Origin of the sequence: Paraburkholderia sp. (assembly GCF_034668105.1) — a bacterium.
Classification (GTDB): domain Bacteria; phylum Pseudomonadota; class Gammaproteobacteria; order Burkholderiales; family Burkholderiaceae; genus Paraburkholderia.
The window spans coordinates 1-17,201 of sequence record NZ_JAXDPY010000652.1 but is presented as its reverse complement, the minus strand read 5'-3'; the positions used below and the strand labels follow the sequence as shown (position 1 = coordinate 17,201).

Below are 17,201 nucleotides of genomic sequence, written 5' to 3'. Positions count from 1 at the left end.
AAGTTCGTGTCCGTCACGTTCGGCGCTGGCGGCTCGACGCAACAGGGCACGCTCGATACCGTCGTCGATATGGCGAAGGAAGGGCTCGAAGCGGCGCCGCACGTGTCGTGCATCGGCTCGTCGAAAGCGAGCCTGCGCGCGATCCTCAACGAGTATCGCGCGCATGGCATCCGCCATATCGTCGCGCTGCGCGGCGATCTGCCGTCCGGCATGGGCGAAGTCGGCGAGCTGCGCTACGCGTCGGAACTGGTGAGCTTTATCCGCGCCGAGTTCGGCGACTGGTTCTGGATCGAGGTGGCCGGCTACCCGGAGTACCACCCGCAGTCGCGCTCGCCGCGTCACGATCTGGAAAACTTCGCCAACAAGGTGAAGGCCGGCGCCAATTCCGCGATCACGCAGTATTTCTTCAACGCGGACGCCTACTTCCGTTTCGTCGACGACGCGAGGAAGCTCGGCGTGGACGTGCCGATCGTGCCGGGCATCATGCCGATCACGAACTTCTCCCAACTGACGCGTTTCTCGGAGATGTGCGGCGCGGAAGTGCCGCGTTGGGTCGCGCGCCGTCTGGAAAGCTTCGGCGACGACCGCGAGTCGATTCGCGCGTTCGGGCTGGATGTGGTCACGGACCTGTGCGGGCGTCTCATCGACGCGAAGGTGCCGGGTTTGCACTTCTACACGCTCAATGGCGCGGCGGCGACCAAGGCGATCTGCGAACGGCTCGGCGCTTAAGGTCTGAAGTCTGAATAGACGCTGTACAGAACCGCGCGGCTTATTTAGCCGCGCGGTTTTTTTACGCGGAAAATCTTGTGCTTAAGTTGGGAATGTCCCATTCAACCCGTTGCTGCAACGCGGCAATTCTCGTCAAATCTTTTCCTTGCGAAGCGTAAGCCCGCATTGAACCCGATTTTTGTGCTGTCTATGATCGAAGCGCAGCTGACTTGGCTGCTGTGCGGAGAACGTGATGACAGTATCCCGATTGCTGTTTGCGGTTCGCCCTACCTGTCTGCCAATTCTGAGCGCCTGCGCGGTCCTTGCTGCCGGCCTCGCGCCAGCCGGCGCCGGCGCGGTCACCCTGCCTGACAAAACCCTCGTGTTCTGCTCGGAAGGCAGTCCAGCGGGCTTCGACAGTGCGCAGTACACCACCAGCGTGGAATTCACCGCCGCCTCGTACACGGTCTACAACCGGCTCGTGGAGTTCGCGCGCGGCAGCACCGATATCGAGCCGGGTCTCGCCGAGAAGTGGGATGTGTCGCAAGACGGTCTGCAGTACACCTTCCATCTACGCCATGGCGTGAAATTCCAGACCACCTCGTTTTTCAAGCCGACCCGCGAATTCAACGCCGACGACGTCGTTTTCACCTATCAGCGGATGCTCGATCCGGAGCAGCCGTTCCGCAAGGCGTACTCAGTGCCGTTCCCGTATTTCGCCGATCTTGGCCTTGCGAAGAACATCGCCAAAATCGAGAAGCTGGATCCGTACACGGTGCGTTTCACGCTGAAAGAGGTCGATGCACCGTTCCTGCAGCAGATCGCAATGCCGTTTGCGTCGATTCTGTCGGCGGAGTACACGGATCAACTGCTGAAAGCCGGCAAGGCTTCCGATATCAACCAATACCCGGTCGGCACCGGGCCGTTCATTTTCCGCAGCTATACGAAGGACGACACGATCCGCTTCGACGGCAATCCTGATTACTGGAAGCCGGACGTCGTGAAGGTCGGCAAGCTCATCTTCGCGATCACCACCGATCCCGCGGTGCGGCTGCAGAAACTGAAACGTGGCGAATGTCAGGTGATGAGCTACCCGCGTCCCGCGGATATTCCGCAGATCAAGGCCGACTCGTCGCTGGCGCTGCCGAGCGAGGTCGGCTTCAATCTGGGCATCCTCGGGTACAACACCACGAAAAAGCCGCTCGACAACGTGCTGGTGCGACGCGCGCTGGATATGTCGGTCAACAAGAAAGCGATCATCGAGTCCGTGTATCAGGGCGCCGGGCAAATCGCGACGAATCCCATGCCGCCGACCCAATGGGGCTATGACAAGAAACTGAAAGACGCGCCCTACGACGTTGATAAGGCCAAGGCGTTGCTGAAGGAGGCCGGCTACCCGGACGGCTTTGACCTGACGCTGTGGGCCATGCCGGTGCAGCGGCCCTACAACCCCAATGCCCGCTTGATGGCCGAAATGCTGCAGTCCGATTGGGCGAAGATCGGCGTCAAGGTGACGATCGCCACGTATGAGTGGGGCGAGTACATTCGCCGCGCTCATGCCGGCGAGCACGAGGCGATCCTGATCGGCTGGACCGGAGACTATGGCGATCCTGACAATTGGCTTGGGGTGTTGCTCGGCTGCGATGCGGTGAAGGGCAGCAATTTTTCAAAATGGTGCTACAAACCTTTCGACGACCTGATCAGGAAAGGCCGTGGTACCACTGATCTCGGCGAGCGAACCAAGGCCTATATGGAGGCGCAGGAAATCTTCAAGCAGCAGGTGCCGTTCACGCCGATTGCCCACTCGACCGTCTACCAACCGATCAGCAAAGACGTCACGGGCTTCAAGATCGACCCGTTCGGTCCGACACAATTCATGAACGTCGGCCTGAAATAGCCATTTGCAAGCACTCGCGGCCGCTTTTTGCGGCCTCTGCTCCAGTGCCGCACGTTCCGGCGAGCGGCCGCCCTTAGGCCCCATCTGTTTCCGATCGTCAACGGGAGTATTTTCCTCCGCTTGTTGGTGCGAGCCAAGCTCAAGTAAGATCGCGCTACGCTGGCGCAAGCCGGCCCCGAACCTGGAGGAAACATGAAGCAAAACAACCTGTTGCGCGCCGCGCGTGTTACTACGCTCGTCGCAGCTGCAGCGGCATCGATGCTGGGCGCTACGAGCGCGCATGCGGAGATTCCGAACAAAACACTCGTTTACTGCTCAGAAGGCAGCCCTGCGGGTTTCGATCCGGCCCAGTACACAACTGGCGTCGACTTCACGGCCAACACGTTCACCGTTTATAACCGCCTCGTCGAATTCGAACGCGGCGGCACGAAAGTCGAGCCGGGCCTGGCAGAAAAGTGGGACGTCTCGGCGGACGGCAAGACCTACACGTTCCATCTGCGCCACGGTGTGAAGTTCCAGACCACGTCGTTCTTCAAGCCGACGCGCGAATTCAACGCGGACGACGTCGTGTTCACGTTCCAGCGCATGCTGGACACGAACCAGCCGTTCCGCAAGGCGTACCCGGTTCAATTTCCGTACTTCACGGACATGGGCCTCGACAAGCTGATCACCAGCGTCGAAAAGGTCGATCCGTATACGGTCAAGTTCACGCTGAAGGAAGTCAACGCGCCGTTCATCCAGAATCTGGCGATGGAATACGCGTCGATCCTCTCGGGTGAATATGCGGACCAGTTGCTGAAGGCCGGCAAGGCCGCCGACATCAACCAGTATCCGGTCGGTACCGGCCCGTTCATCTTCCGCAGCTACACCAAAGACGCGACGATCCGCTTCGACGGCAATCCGGATTACTGGAAACCGAACGCGGTGAAGATCTCCAAACTGATCTTCTCGATCACGCCGGACGCCGGTGTGCGCGTGCAGAAGATCAAGCGCGACGAATGCCAGGTGATGAGCTACCCGCGCCCGGCCGACATCGCGCCGCTGAAGGCGGAAGCGAACATCGACATGCCGTCGCAGCCGGGCTTCAACCTCGGCTACCTCGCGTACAACGTGACGCACAAGCCGGTCGACAAGGTCGAAGTGCGTCAGGCGCTCGACATGGCGATCAACAAGAAGGCGATCGTCGAGTCGGTGTATCAAGGCGCGGGCCAGGCCGCGACCAACCCGATGCCGCCGACCCAATGGTCGTATGACAAGAACCTGAAGAGCGCGTCTTACGATACGGACAAAGCCAAGGCGCTGCTGGCCAAGGCGGGCTATCCGAACGGCTTCGACATCACGCTGTGGGCGATGCCGGTGCAACGCGCGTACAACCCGAACGCCCGTCTGATGGCGGAAATGATCCAGGCCGACTGGGCCAAGCTCGGCGTGAAGGCGAAGATCGTCACCTACGAATGGGGCGAGTACATCAAGCGCGCTCACGCGGGTGAAGACGACACGATGCTGATCGGCTGGACCGGCGACAACGGCGATCCGGATAACTGGCTCGGCACGTTGCTCGGTTGTGAAGCGGTGAACGGCAACAACTTCTCGAAGTGGTGCTACAAGCCGTTCGACGATCTGATCCAGAAGGGTCGCGTCACGTCCGATCAAGCCGCGCGCACGACGGCATACACGCAAGCGCAACAGATTTTCGCGCAACAGCTGCCGTTCTCGCCGATCGCTCACTCGACGGTGTACCAACCTGTCAGCAAGAAGGTGGTCGACATGCGTATCGAGCCGCTCGGTTATGCGCGCTTCGACGGCGTCAGCGTCAAGTAATAGAGTAGAGGCAGTCAAGCTTACGCAGTAGCTTTTCGCACGGTTAGAAAACTGGTCGAAATGGTCCGGCGACCGGGGTCACAAGCCCTCGTCGCCGGTTGCGTTTTTTCTTCATCAAGACCATAGGGACGAACCATGTTCCGCTTTGTTTTGCGCCGCATCGGCATGGTGATACCGACCTTTATCGGCATCACGATCCTTGCGTTTGCGCTGATCCACCTGATTCCGGGCGACCCCATCGAAGTGATGATGGGCGAGCGCGGCGTCGATCCCGCCATGCATGCCGCCGCGATGCACCGCCTCGGGCTCGACGAGTCCTTGCCGATGCAATACGTCCACTACATCGGCCGCGCGATGCATGGGGACCTCGGCACCTCGATCATCACCAACACCAGCGTGATGGGCGAATTCCTCGCCCGCTTTCCCGCCACCGTTGAACTCTCCATCTGCGCAATGTTCTTCGCGCTGATCGTCGGCTTGCCGGCGGGCGTGTTCGCGGCGTTGAGGCGCGGCACGGTAGTCGATCATGGCGTGATGGGCACGGCGCTGACCGGCTACTCGATGCCGATCTTCTGGTGGGGGTTGATCCTCATCATGGTGTTCTCCGTGAAGCTCGGCTGGACGCCGGTGTCGGGCCGTATCGCGGTCGAATACGACATTCCGCACGTCACGGGTTTCATGCTGATCGACGCGATGATGTCCACCGACGAAGGCGCGTTCAAATCCGCGCTGAGCCATCTGATTTTGCCGGCCATTGTGCTCGGCACGATTCCGCTGGCGGTGGTCGCGCGGATGACGCGTTCGTCGATGCTCGAAGTGTTGCGCGAGGATTACATTCGCACGGCACGCGCGAAGGGCTTGTCGCCTGCGCGGGTGATCGTCGTGCATGCGTTGCGTAATGCGCTGATTCCAGTGGTGACCGTGATCGGTCTACAGGTCGGCACGTTGCTCGCGGGCGCGGTACTGACCGAGACGCTATTTTCGTGGCCGGGTATCGGCAAGTGGCTGATCGACGCGATCGGCCGGCGCGACTATCCGGTAGTGCAGGGCGGCATCCTGATGATCGCTACGCTGGTGATCGTCGTGAACCTCGTCGTCGATCTGTTGTACGGCGTGCTGAATCCGCGCATTCGCCATACGAGGTAACACGACATCATGGCAGACATACAAAATACAGTTCCTACATCGGTGACGCCGCCCAGTGGCCGCGCAATAGCCGCCCGTGAATTCTGGGCGAATTTCTCACGTAACCGTGGTGCGGTTGCTGCCGGCATCGTGGTGCTGGCGTTGATCTTCATCGCGATCTTCGCGCCGTTGATCGCGCCGCATAGTCCGATCGAGCAGTATCGCGACTTCGTGAAGATCCCACCCGCCTGGCTCGACGGCGGCAACTGGAAGTTCATTCTCGGCACCGACGAAGCGGGCCGCGACATCCTTTCGCGTTTGATGTACGGCGCGCGGTTGTCATTCTGGATCGGCTTCGTCTCGGTGGTGCTCGCGCTGATTCCGGGCATCGTGCTCGGCTTGATCGCGGCCTTCTTCGAGAGATGGGCCGACACGCCGATCATGCGCATCATGGACGTGCTGCTCGCGCTGCCGTCGCTGCTGCTGGCCGTTGCGGTGGTCGCGATCATCGGTCCGGGTCTCGTCAATACGATGCTCGCGATCGCGATCGTCGCGTTGCCCGGCTATGTGCGTTTGACGCGTGCTTCGGCGCAAGGCGAATTGCAGAAAGAGTACGTGACGGCTTCGCGCGTCGCAGGCGCGAGCACGCTGCGTTTGATGTTCTCGCAAGTGCTGCCGAACTGCACCGCACCGCTGATCGTGCAGGCAACCTTGGGCTTTTCGTCGGCGATTCTCGATGCCGCCGCGCTCGGCTTTCTCGGCTTGGGCGTGCAACCGCCGTCGGCTGAGTGGGGCGCGATGCTGGCCTCGGCGCGCGACTATATCGACAGTGCCTGGTGGATCGTTACGATGCCGGGTCTTTCCATCCTGATCTCGGTGCTCGCGATCAATCTGCTCGGCGACGGGCTGCGCGACGCACTCGATCCCAAACTGAAGCGGATGGCCTGACATGACCCAGCTATTGACCATCCGCAATCTCGCGGTGAATTTCAACGGACTGCCCGCGGTCGATCGCATTAACCTCGACGTCGCGCCGGGCGAAGTGGTCGGCGTGGTCGGCGAATCGGGCTCGGGCAAGAGCGTCACGATGATGGCGCTGATGGGCCTGATCGACGCACCGGGCAAAGTCACCGCGGATGAAATCACCTTCAACGGCAAGAATTTGCTTAAGGCTTCGGCGCGAGAGCGCCGCAAGATCATCGGCAAAGACATCGCGATGGTGTTCCAGGACGCGCTCACCAGTCTGAATCCGAGCTACACGGTCGGCTATCAGATCAAGGAGGTGCTGAAGCTGCACGAAGGCCTGCGCGGCAGCGCGTTGGACAAACGCGCGCTGGAATTGCTCGACCAGGTCGGCATTCCCGATGCGAAGAGCCGCATCACTTCGTTTCCGCATCAGATGTCGGGCGGCATGAACCAGCGCGTGATGATCGCGATGGCGATCGCCTGCAACCCGAAGCTGTTGATCGCCGACGAACCGACCACTGCGCTCGACGTGACCATCCAGGCGCAGATCATGGAGTTGCTGATCAAGCTGCAGAAGGAACGCGGCATGGCGCTCGTGCTGATCTCGCACGATCTGGCGGTGGTGTCCGAGGTCGCGCAGCGCGTCGCGGTCATGTACGCTGGCGAAGTGATCGAAACCAACCGCGTGCCCGACATTTTCGCCGCGCCGCATCATCCGTACACGGAAGCGTTGCTGGCGGCAATTCCCGAGCACAATGTCGGCGCGGTGCGTCTTGCCGCACTGCCGGGCATGGTGCCGGGCCGCGACGACCGGCCCAAAGGGTGCCTGTTCGCGCCGCGCTGCAAATACGTGGTCGACGATTGCACCAAGGCGCGGCCCGCATTGGCGCCGCTGCAAGGTCATGCGGAAGTCGCGCGCGTGCGCTGTATCAAACCCTTGAACCTGAGCGGCGACGCCAACGTTCACACCCATGGAGGCGCACGATGAACGCAGTACTCGAAACGCGGCGCCGGTCGGACCATGCGGGCGATCACGTGCTGGTGGCCGATAAGCTTGCCCGTTACTACACGGTCAAGCGCGGCATGTTCAGCCAGGGCACGGTCAAGGCGCTGAACGGCGTGTCGTTCGCGCTCGAACGCGGCAAGACGCTGGCGGTGGTCGGTGAATCCGGCTGCGGTAAATCAACGCTTGCCCGTCAGCTCACCATGATCGAAGCGCCCAGCGCGGGCCGCCTGTTGATCGACGGTGAAGACGTGGCCGGCGCCGATCACGCCAGAATCGCCGCGCTGCGGCGGCGCGTGCAGATGGTGTTTCAGAATCCGTTTGCTTCGCTGAATCCGCGCAAGACCGTCGAGCAGACGCTCGGTGAACCGCTCGCGATCAACACGCAACTGAGCACGACCGACCGCGCCGAACGGATCGCGCAGATGATGCGCACGGTGGGCCTGCGTCCGGAGCACGCCAAGCGCTATCCGCATATGTTCTCCGGCGGTCAGCGGCAGCGCGTGGCGATTGCGCGCGCAATGATCCTCGATCCGCAGATCGTGGTCGCCGATGAACCGGTGTCCGCACTCGACGTGTCGATCCAGGCGCAGATTCTTAATCTGTTCATGGATCTGCAGGAGCAGTTCAAGACCAGCTACGTGTTCATCTCGCACAACCTCTCGGTGGTGGAGCACATCGCCGACGACGTGATGGTGATGTACTTCGGCGGCGTCGCGGAGCTCGGTGACAAGAAACGGATCTTCTCGAAGCCGCGGCATCCGTACACACGTGCGCTGATGTCGGCCACGCCTTCCATCTTCGAAGCGGATCGCACGATCAAGATCAAGCTGCAGGGCGAAATGCCGTCGCCGCTGAATCCGCCGTCGGGCTGCACGTTCCACCAGCGCTGCCCGTATGTGATCGAGCGGTGCCGCAGCGAAGAACCGAAGCTGCGTGAAGTGGATGGCCGTCAGGTGTCGTGTCACCGTGCCGAGGAGGTGGGGGACGTGGATGCCTGATGGAGTGGCGGCGCGTCGTCTTACGCGCCGCTCGCGAGATGGCGTCCGCAACGCTGCTTTCGCGCGGCGCTGGGGAGCGCGTGCACTGACCGGTGCTGCGCTTCTCGGCGTGTGTTCTGTTTTTCATTTGAGCGCGGGGCCGGTCGAACTCGTGCATGCCGCTGGGGCGGCCGCCAATACGCCGGCCCAGGCGGGGCGGCCGGCCATGCCGGTGCCCAATCTGCCGACGCCGCCGCGCGCCACCCTGCCGGGCTTCAATCCGCCGCCCGCCGCCCCTGGCACCACGGCAAGCGGCCCGGTGCAGGCGCAACCGGCGCGCATGCCGTTCTATGTCGCGACACGCGGCACCACGACCATCTACGTGCTCGGCACGTTGCACGTCGGCGACCCCGCCGACTATCCGCCCAGGCAGCCGTTCCGCGCACCGATCCTCGGTGCACTGGCTGCCTCGCCGACGCTGGCGCTCGAACTCTCACCCGACGAACTGCTGGTCTCGCAAGACGACGTGTCGAAGTACGGTATCTGTCGCCACGACTGTCTGCCGGGGCTGCTGCCCGAGCCGTTGTGGCGCAAGCTGGCGCTTCGCCTGCGAGGCAATCCCGCGGCCCTCGACGAGATCAAGAAGATGCGGCCGTGGCTCGCGTCGTTGGTGGTCGAAACCTACGATTCGTTGAGTGCCGGTTTGCAAACCGAGTACGGCACGGAAGCGCAATTGCAGAATGTGTATATCAGGACGCGCGGCAAGATCGTCGGCCTCGAAACCTTGCCCCAGCAGATGCGCGCGTTCACCGGACTCACGCTCGCGCAGCAGCGCGAAATGCTGGCGCAGGACCTGGTGCAGACGCCCGCGGAAAACGTCGAGGATGTGAAGACGTTGCGCCGTCTGTGGAGAGTGGGCGATGCCGATGCGATTGCGGCCTGGCAGGCCGCGAAGTCTGAAAAGCTGGCGCGCGACAAGCGGATCTCCGATTCGATCGACAACCGGATCATGTACGAACGCAACCGGCGCTTCGTCTCGCGGATGCTACTGATCGCCGCGCCGAACAAGCCGGTGTTCGTGGCGATCGGCGCGTTGCATCTGGGTGGGCGCAAGGGCGTGCTGCAGCTTTTGCGGCAGCATGGGTTCGTGGTGGAGCCGGGGTGAGGATTCGTCCCAGTCTTGCGCGAGATTTTTATAGCCGCTGACACCGTCCGCGGACCACCGTCTTAAGCGCGGTAGGCCTTCCGGCCAAAATAGGAACCGCTATTCGCACACTCCAGTCCGATGCTCACGTGCGCCGCAAAATGTTCGCGACGCACGCGGCCATAGCTGCCATTGCATGCTATGATGTATGTACAGACGTCAATACAGGTGGTATGTGCGTTTTGAGTGGGACGAAATCAAGAATCAAATCAACATCCGTAAGCACGGCATCGACTTCAGAGATGCCCTCGACGTGTTCGATCATCCCGTGCTGACGGCGATCGACGAACGGGAAGATTACGGTGAGGAACGCTGGATCGCGCTGGGCTGGATGACCGCCATCGTCGGTGTGGTGGTGTATGCCGAACGTGATGAGGATGTGATCCGCCTCATTTCGGCGCGCAAAGCGACGAAGCACGAAGTCAAACGCTATAAGTACAGCGTCTGGCACTGACGGGGGAATCTTGGCAAATGTTAGAAATGAGCACGGGTGAAATGATGAGCAAACCAACAGGAACCGACTGGAAACGCCTCGCAAAAACGGACGACGCGCAAATCGACACGAGCGACGTGCCGGAATTGGGCGACGACTTTTTTGCCCGCGCTGAACTGCACGTTCCGCCGAAACAGGCTGTCACGATGCGCCTGGATGCGGACGTGCTGAACTGGTTCAAGGAACAGGGGGCGGGCTATCAGACGCGCATCAACAAGTTGTTGCGCGCTTACATGCTGGCGCAGCAGCGTCGGCGTCCTTAAGGTACGGTGCCGGGGCATTCTGCCTGCGTATGACCGGTTACGAAGGCGTTGCGCAGAAACGTTCGAAATCCGCGCAGCGTCGGTTTTATAAACTGCTGCCGCGTAATTCTTCGGACACGCGTTTCACCACTGGCGTCCAATCGCCCAACATCGTTTGCCGAAATAATTTCATCGCCGGATACCACGGTGAATCGTTGCGCGCTTCGAGCCAACGCCAGTCCGAGTTGGCAGGCAGCAGCACCCATACGGGCTTGCCCAGCGCGGCGGCCAGGTGCGCCACGCCGGTGTCCACGGCGATCACCAGGTCGAGATTCATGACGAGTGCGGCGGTGTCGTCGAAGTTGTGCAGATCGGCGGTGAAATCATGAGCGCGGAAAGCTTCGGGCGCATGAGACAACTGATCGTGCGCGGAACCTTTCTGCAGCGCATACCACGCGACATCTTGCAGGTCGCTTAGCCTGTCCAGATCGGCCAATGTCATCGAGCGATAACGATCATTGCCGAACGTCGGGCTGCCGGACCACACCAGACCTACTTTGCGTTTCGATTTGCCGGCTGCGTCTACCCGCTTGCGCCATGTTTTGACCTTTGCCTTGTCGGCGAACACATAGGGCACATCCGCGGGAATGGTCGACAGTTCGGTGCCTACGCACGACGGCACGTTCATCATCGGCACCCAGAAATCGTATTGGTCGGCAGGTTTGCCGCTGAATGCGCGATGCACGCCCGGGATACGCTCCACCAGCGGCAGCAGCGGCTCGCGCACGCGGATATCGACGGTCGCGCCGAGTTGCCCGAGCACCCGCGCATAACGCAGAAACTGGAAGTGGTCGCCAAACCCCTGTTCGCCGACCAGCAACAGACGACGCCCATTGAGCGGCTCGCCATGCCACTCGGCCACACCCGGCACGGCGATCGCCTCATAGTCGCTTTTGCGCCAGCGCTTCGCAAACTCCGCCCAACCGTGCTTGTAATCGCCGCGCTTGAGCAACAGCCACGCGAGGTTCTGATGCGCATCCGCATAATCTGGATCGAGTGCCAGCGCGTGGCGGTAGAAGCCTTCCTCTTCATCCAGCCGGCCCTGCGCGCCGAGCGATCCGCCGAGGCAAACGAGATTCGTTGGGTTCGGTTTCAGTGCGACCGCGCGCCGATACTGCGATTCGGCGCCGGCGTAGTCGCCGAGCTTGCCGATCAGGCTGCCGAGATTGATGTGCGCCTCGGCATAATTGCCGCGCAGTGCCAGTGCCCGTTCGAAACTTGCAATGGCGGCGGCATTGTCGCCTTGCGCGTTGTACGCATTCCCCGCGTTGAAGTGCGCTTCCGCCGACTGTGGATCGAGCGCGATGACGGTCTGATAGCACGCGAGCGCCTCGTCGTAGCGACCGAGCTTGCTCAGCGCCGTGCCGAGGTTCAGATGCGCGTCGACCAGCGACGGATTCACTGCTAACGCCAATTGATACTGCCCGATCGCTTCCTCGAGCGCGCCTTGCGCTTGTAGTGCGACACCGAAGTTGTTGCGCGCGTCGGCGAAATCCGGCTGCAGCTGCAGCGCCTGGTCATAGCAGATCATCGCTTCGCCGAGATGGCCGAGTGCCGCGGCGACGAGGCCACGGTTGCTCCAGCAGGCGGCGTCGGTACGATCGAGCTTGAGTGCCTCGCTCATCAACTCGGCGGCGAAGCCATGCTCGCCCAGCTGATGTTGCAGCACGCCGAAATAATGCAGCGCTTTGGCATGCGAGGGATCGAGCGCAAGCGCTTCGCGATAGAAGGGTTCGGCGGCATCGAGGCGGCCGGCCTGGTGTGCTTCGAGCGCGGCGTCGATCAACGAGGTGAGGTAAGCGGACGGTGGCGCGCCGGTGTGCGCGCTGTCGGGTTGAGATCGATGTTCCATGAGGGACCTGCTGGCAAGTGCTGGCCGCGTGGGTTGCACGCACTGCCAGCGCATGTGGATGGGGAAGACCATCCATCAGCTTATGTTCCGGCCCCTTTCCTGACGATCGGACGCCTCCGAATTCGGCGGCGTCCATTTGCCACGCGCTGAAGCAAATAGCACCAGCACCGCGAAATCTCTGCGCGGCGCCGGCATCTGCTACACGGCTTGGCTCACAGCCCTACAGGAACATCAAGAAATTCAACAGGAAGATGTTCACGACCAGCAAGGTCAGCGCGGTGGGCACCTGGACCTTGATCACCGCGTTCTTATCCGGCAGTTCGAGCAATGCGGCCGGCACCATGTTGAAATTCGCGGCCATTGGCGTCATCAGCGTGCCGCAGTAGCCGCAGAACATGCCGATCGCGACCATCACCGCCGGATTGCCGTGAAACACGCCGACCAGAATCGGCACGCCGACGCCGCCCGTCATCACCGGGAACGCGGCGAAGCCGTTGCCCATCACCATCGTGAAGAGCGCCATGCCGATGCAATACACGGCCACCGCGACAAAGCGGTAGTCGAGGCTGATGTACGCGGTGGTGACGTGAGCGACCGCTTTGCCGACGCCCGCGTCCGAGAACACGAGGCCGAGCATGCCGAGCATCTGCGGCAGCACCGCGGCCCAAGACAATGCATCGACGAGGCGGCGTGCCTCTTTCATCGACTGGCCGACGGTATCGCGCGTCAGCACGCAGGCAATCGCGAGTGCGATCACGCAACCGATGCCGAAGCCGATCAGCGTCACATTGGCTTTCTCGATCAACGGTGCGCCGCCGAAAGCCAGGTAGCTCGCAGACAGCGTAATGATCACGGTGACGACCGGAATCGTCAGCGCGGGCACGAACAGTTTGTTGCCCAGACGCACGGCGCTCGCCTTGCGTGCTTCGAGCGACAGTAGCTTCGGCCTGGCCGCGGTCACGCCGCCGAAGCCCGCAATCAGCGCCATCACGATCACCAGCACGCCGACCACGGAAGCCGGGATTTTGTCGCCGATCAGGAAGATCAGCGCGTAAAGAATCCAGAACCCGCCGGCGGTGAAACGGCGCGGGTGCTCCTTGTCCGTGACGATCATGCCGCCGATGACGAGCAGCACCACGCCCAGCAGCCAGAACAGATAGGTAATCGTGAACGTCATGCTTTATCTCCCGCGGCGGGTTGCGTCGGCGAAACGGAAGCAGTGTTCGCTGTGGCATTGCCGCGCAGTTCGCGCTCGAGCCTGCGGTCGAGCAGATATAGTCGGAAGCCGTGAACGATGAACGCACAGATCGCAGTGGGGATACCCCAGACGGCCACGTGGATCGGTTCGACAACGATGCCGGCTTCCTTGAGGAAGGTTGTCATCAGCACGATGGCGCCGAACGCAACGAAGATGTCTTCACCGAAGAACAGACCGACGTTGTCGGTCGCAGCGGAGAAAGCCCGCAGCTTGAAACGCACCGCATCGCTGATTTTGCCGAAACGCGTTTCAGTCGCGCCTTCGGCCATCGGCGCAATCAGCGGACGCACCATCTGCGGATGACCGCCGAGACCGGTCAGGCCGACAGCCGCAGTCAGCTCCCGCACCAGCAGATAGACGATCAGCAAACGCCCCGCGGTCGCGGCCTTGATGCCGCCGATCCACGCTTGCGCGCGCTCGCGCAGACCATGTCTTTCCAGCAGACCGATCACGGCCAGCGGCAGCAGGATGATCAACGGAATATTGCGGGTCTTGATGAAGCCGGTGCCGATTTCAGCGAGGATCTTTTCCGGCGGGAAGTGCGCGGCCAGACCGGTGATGATCGCGGCGACGGCCACGATCAGCATCGGATTGAACCGTAATAAAAAGCCGACGATGATGACGGCCACGCCAATGAGCGGCCATAGACTGACTGTTGTCTGCATCTGGATCTCCAAACAGGGTTGCAACCTTGCCGCTTATGGCGGCTAACGTGGGCCGGCGCGAGGGAGCCCGCGCCGTCTTGCTGCCGCGGCTCTTGCTGGCCGCGTTGCTTCGACTACACCTGCACTTGAACCTGCAACTACAACTACAACTACAACTGGAACCGCTTCTTTCAACCGCCGGTACGGCAATCCATCCTGTAGCTGGCAAACGCCCCGCATGGAGCGGGGCGTTGAGGGTCTGGCACCGACTGAATCGTTCCGACTGGGTTGCAGTCGACGCGCGAATCAGACTCGCGCGGCGCCGGCCGCGTGAACTTCAATGCCGGCATCCTGTAGCGCGCCGCGAATCCGTCGTGCGAATGCCAGCGCGTGCGGGCCGTCGCCGTGCAGGCAGATGGTTTGCGCGTTGAGCGGTACCCACTGCCCGTCGACTGCCTGGACCCGGCGCTCGCGCACCATTGCGAGCGTGCGTTCCAGCACCACGTCTTCGTCATCGAGTAGCGCGCCCGGCTCCTTGCGCGGCACCAGCGAACCATCGGCCCGATAGCCGCGGTCGGCGAATACTTCTTCGACGGCAGTCAGGCCCGCTTCGCGAGCCGCCGTCACGAGTCCGCTATTGGCGAGCGCGAACACCGCCACCGACGGGTCGAAGTCGTGGACCGCCGAGACAATCGCTTCGGCGATTTTCGCGTCGCGCGCAGCCTGGTTGTAGAGCGCGCCATGCGGCTTGACGTGCGCGATGCGCCCGCCCTCCGCCTGAGCGATCGCCGACAGTGCGCCGAGCTGATAGAGCACGCCTGCGTAAATGTCGCCGGCGGGCAAGTCCATTTCCTTGCGGCCGAAATTTTCCGGATCGTTAAAGCTCGGATGCGCGCCGATCGACACGCCTTTTTCCACCGCCCAGCGCACGCAATCGCGCATGGCGTTGGCGCCGCCTGCATGCCAGCCGCACGCAATGTTCGCCGAACTGACCAGATCGAGCAGCGCCTCGTCGGAGCCGCAACCTTCGCCGAGGTCGGCGTTCAAATCGATTTCCATAGTGTTCCTCTACGCTCAAGAAAACGCCGGACCGCCCAAAGTTTTCCGCTCCGCAGGAGATCCCATGGGAGCGCGCCCGGGGGGCCTGGCGAGAAGCGCCTGGTTTGGAGGCGCTCGTTAATTACTGCGCTGCGACCGCCAGCTGGCGCGCGCAGCGTTCTTCATGCATGGCGATCGCGGCATCGATCTGCCGCAAATACGTGCGTTCTTCCAGCAAAGCCTGACGCGCCTCGTAGGGCGTCGTCGGGATGAAGCGGATGGCGGCATTCAGGCGAACCTGCGCGAGCTTCCACATGTCGGCCTGGATCACAGCGCCGATCTTCGGATAGCCGCCGGTGGTTTGCGCATCGCTCATCAGCACGATCGGCTGGCCGTTCGGCGGCACCTGAATCGTGCCGGGCAGCACCGCGTGCGACAGCAGATCGCTTTTCTGGGTGCGCTTCAATTCAGCGCCGGAAAGCCGGTAGCCCATGCGGTTGCTGTTTGGCGTGACCAGCCATTCATCGGACCAGAACGATTCGTGCGCTGCTGCAGTGAAACTGCCGTATTCGGGGCCTTGCAACACACGGATCGGCACGGCCCACGGGACGCCGGACGGATGCCGGCCGCGCCGCAGCGGCTCGTGAACCAGCACGAACTTGCACCAGGCGGGCGCCTTCACGCCGAACTCCGGCGCGTCGGGGGTAAAGCCCAGGTGGCCGCGTTGCGGCGGCGCGCCGACCGGCAAACGGTCGCCGTCGCGCAGCGCGCGGCCGCCGAGTCCGCCAAACTGGCCGGCGAGATCGGTGCTGCGCGAGCCGAGCATCGGCAAAACGTCGATGCCCCCCGCGATGCACACATAGCCGCGCATACCGCGCTTGGCCGCGTTCAGCACCAGCTCCTGGCCGGCCTGCACCGGCAGGCTCCACCATGAATAGACCGGCTTGCCGTCGAGCGTCGCGCCGAATTCGGTGCCGGTGATGGCCACGCGAGTGGCGCGCAGAAAGCGCAGCACGGTTGGGCCGAAGGTAATTTCGAGGCCGGCCGCATCGGGCCGGTTGCCGACCAGCCGGTTGCCGACTTCGAGCGACAGACGGTCGAGCGCGCCACCCATCGCGACGCCGAGGTGGCGGTAGCCGTGGCGGCCGAGATCCTGAATCGTGGTCAGAAGGCCCGCGCGAATCACATCGATCATGCGTGTATCCCCGCGACGGTGAAACGCACCCGGTCGCCCGGTTGCAACAGCGTGGGCGGACGGCGCGCCGGATCGAACAGCGGCAGCTCGGTGCGGCCGATCAACTGCCAGCCACCGGGCGAGGTCGCCGGATAAATGCCGGTCTGCTCACCGCCGATGCCGACCGAACCGGCCGGCACTTCGAGCCGCGGCGAAGAACGGCGCGGCGTGTGCAGCGCCTGGTCAAGCCCGCCCATATAGGCAAAGCCCGGCTGGAAGCCGAGGAAAAACACCACATATTCGCCGCCTGCATGACGTTGCACGACTTCGCGCACGCTCAGGCCGGTGTGATTGGCGACCTCTTGCAGATCCGGGCCGAATTCGCCGCCGTATTGCACCGGGATTTCGACTTCACGGCCGAGTGCGCGCACCTCGCTCGACGCGCTCCAGGCCGCTTGCAACTGGCGCTCAAGCGCTTCGCGGTCGGCTTCGAGCGGATCGAATACGAGTGTCAGATTGTTCATGCCCGGCACGACTTCCAGCACATGCGGCCAGTCGCGCGCGGCCTCCGCGGCGGCCCACACGCGCCGCTGGCAATCGAGCGTGGCAGGCGGGGGCGCCTCGCAGACGAGCGCGGCGTCGCCGAGCGGAAAAATTCTTGGTTGGCTCATCGGTTACGGGCCCAGGTCGAGTCGGAAGTGTCGAGCATAGTGAACCCTATGGATAGTTATCGGCA

At 62.5% G+C, this 17,201-nt stretch carries 16 protein-coding genes; 10 read left to right on the top strand and 6 right to left on the bottom strand.

Annotated features, from left to right (window positions below; genetic code table 11):
• From QOC89_RS28865 to QOC89_RS28820, 10 genes are all read left to right on the top strand, one after another.
• Positions 1–729 (top strand): methylenetetrahydrofolate reductase (locus tag QOC89_RS28865; RefSeq protein ID WP_323048160.1); only part of this gene is annotated, 729 nt, incomplete at its 5' end.
• A 232-nt stretch (positions 730–961) separates the two neighbouring features.
• Entirely contained in the window at positions 962–2,605 is a 1,644-nt protein-coding gene (locus QOC89_RS28860; RefSeq protein ID WP_323048159.1) for an ABC transporter substrate-binding protein, read from the top strand.
• A gap of 192 nt (positions 2,606–2,797) precedes the next feature.
• Complete coding sequence (locus QOC89_RS28855; protein WP_323048158.1) at positions 2,798–4,426, top strand: ABC transporter substrate-binding protein; 1,629 nt, start codon at positions 2,798–2,800, stop codon at positions 4,424–4,426.
• Between the two features lie 135 nt (positions 4,427–4,561).
• Positions 4,562–5,572 (top strand): ABC transporter permease subunit, encoded by a 1,011-nt coding sequence (locus QOC89_RS28850; RefSeq protein ID WP_323048157.1) that lies wholly within the window; start codon positions 4,562–4,564, stop codon positions 5,570–5,572.
• Between the two features lie 9 nt (positions 5,573–5,581).
• Positions 5,582–6,499 carry an ABC transporter permease subunit gene (locus QOC89_RS28845; RefSeq protein WP_323048156.1) on the top strand — a complete coding sequence of 306 codons (918 nt, stop codon included), beginning with the start codon at positions 5,582–5,584 and terminating at the stop codon, positions 6,497–6,499.
• 1 nt (position 6,500) lies between these two features.
• Positions 6,501–7,505 carry an ABC transporter ATP-binding protein gene (locus QOC89_RS28840; RefSeq protein WP_323048155.1) on the top strand — a complete coding sequence of 335 codons (1,005 nt, stop codon included), beginning with the start codon at positions 6,501–6,503 and terminating at the stop codon, positions 7,503–7,505.
• A complete protein-coding gene (locus tag QOC89_RS28835) occupies positions 7,502–8,521 on the top strand; it encodes a peptide ABC transporter ATP-binding protein (RefSeq protein WP_323048154.1) in 1,020 nt (339 codons plus the stop codon). The genes QOC89_RS28840 and QOC89_RS28835 overlap by 4 nt, the downstream gene beginning before the upstream one ends.
• Positions 8,514–9,665: a TraB/GumN family protein gene (locus QOC89_RS28830; RefSeq protein WP_323048153.1), complete on the top strand. Its 1,152-nt coding sequence runs from the start codon at positions 8,514–8,516 to the stop codon at positions 9,663–9,665. Before QOC89_RS28835 ends, QOC89_RS28830 begins: the two co-directional genes overlap by 8 nt.
• Positions 9,666–9,852: 187 nt before the next feature.
• Positions 9,853–10,158 carry a BrnT family toxin gene (locus QOC89_RS28825; protein ID WP_323048152.1) on the top strand — a complete coding sequence of 102 codons (306 nt, stop codon included), beginning with the start codon at positions 9,853–9,855 and terminating at the stop codon, positions 10,156–10,158.
• A gap of 41 nt (positions 10,159–10,199) precedes the next feature.
• Complete coding sequence (locus QOC89_RS28820) at positions 10,200–10,460, top strand: BrnA antitoxin family protein (protein WP_323048151.1); 261 nt, start codon at positions 10,200–10,202, stop codon at positions 10,458–10,460.
• 85 nt (positions 10,461–10,545) lie between these two features.
• On the opposite strand, the gene QOC89_RS28815 is transcribed toward QOC89_RS28820, so the two are convergent.
• The 6 genes from QOC89_RS28815 to pxpB all read right to left on the bottom strand — a co-directional run bounded on the left by QOC89_RS28815 (position 10,546) and on the right by pxpB (position 17,136).
• Complete coding sequence (locus tag QOC89_RS28815) at positions 10,546–12,351, bottom strand: tetratricopeptide repeat protein (RefSeq protein WP_323048150.1); 1,806 nt, start codon at positions 12,349–12,351, stop codon at positions 10,546–10,548.
• A 220-nt stretch (positions 12,352–12,571) separates the two neighbouring features.
• Complete coding sequence (locus QOC89_RS28810; RefSeq protein ID WP_323048149.1) at positions 12,572–13,528, bottom strand: DUF979 domain-containing protein; 957 nt, start codon at positions 13,526–13,528, stop codon at positions 12,572–12,574.
• Complete coding sequence (locus tag QOC89_RS28805) at positions 13,525–14,274, bottom strand: DUF969 domain-containing protein (RefSeq protein WP_323048148.1); 750 nt, start codon at positions 14,272–14,274, stop codon at positions 13,525–13,527. Before QOC89_RS28805 ends, QOC89_RS28810 begins: the two co-directional genes overlap by 4 nt.
• Positions 14,275–14,559: 285 nt before the next feature.
• Positions 14,560–15,312: a 5-oxoprolinase subunit PxpA gene (pxpA, locus tag QOC89_RS28800; RefSeq protein WP_323048147.1), complete on the bottom strand. Its 753-nt coding sequence runs from the start codon at positions 15,310–15,312 to the stop codon at positions 14,560–14,562.
• Positions 15,313–15,433: 121 nt separating this feature from the next.
• Positions 15,434–16,486, bottom strand: a complete 1,053-nt coding sequence (locus tag QOC89_RS28795) for a biotin-dependent carboxyltransferase family protein (protein ID WP_323048146.1) — start codon at positions 16,484–16,486, stop codon at positions 15,434–15,436.
• Entirely contained in the window at positions 16,483–17,136 is a 654-nt protein-coding gene (pxpB, locus tag QOC89_RS28790; RefSeq protein ID WP_323048145.1) for a 5-oxoprolinase subunit PxpB, read from the bottom strand. Before pxpB ends, QOC89_RS28795 begins: the two co-directional genes overlap by 4 nt.
• Positions 17,137–17,201: the final 65 nt, after the last annotated feature.